Annotated in this window: 1 protein-coding gene; it reads right to left on the reverse strand. The window is 72.4% G+C overall.

The features are described from left to right. Nucleotides 1-301: CBS domain-containing protein (locus BIU89_RS13670; protein WP_139179215.1), on the reverse strand; the 301-nt coding region annotated here is incomplete at both ends.

The raw sequence follows: 301 nt of genomic DNA on the forward strand, positions 1-301 counted from the left end.
CCGTACTCGTCGACCACCAGGGCGATCTGGTGGCCGTCGGTGCGCATGTCCGCGATCGCACTCGACAGCGACTTCGTCTCGGGCAGGGCGAGCACCGGCCGGACGAGCGTGGCGACCGGGGCCGCGGGGTCGACCGGACGCAGCAGGTCACGGAGGTGCACGAAGCCCTGGACCTCGTCGCGCCCGCCGGAGGTCACGAGGTACCGGGTGTGCCCGGCAGCAATGGCCTGGTCGGTGGCCTCGGCGACGGAGAGGCCGGCGTCCAGTGTCGACACGTCGTACCAGGGGCGCATCGACTCGC

The organism is Curtobacterium sp. MCBA15_005 (genome assembly GCF_001864855.1).
Lineage (GTDB): Bacteria > Actinomycetota > Actinomycetes > Actinomycetales > Microbacteriaceae > Curtobacterium > Curtobacterium flaccumfaciens.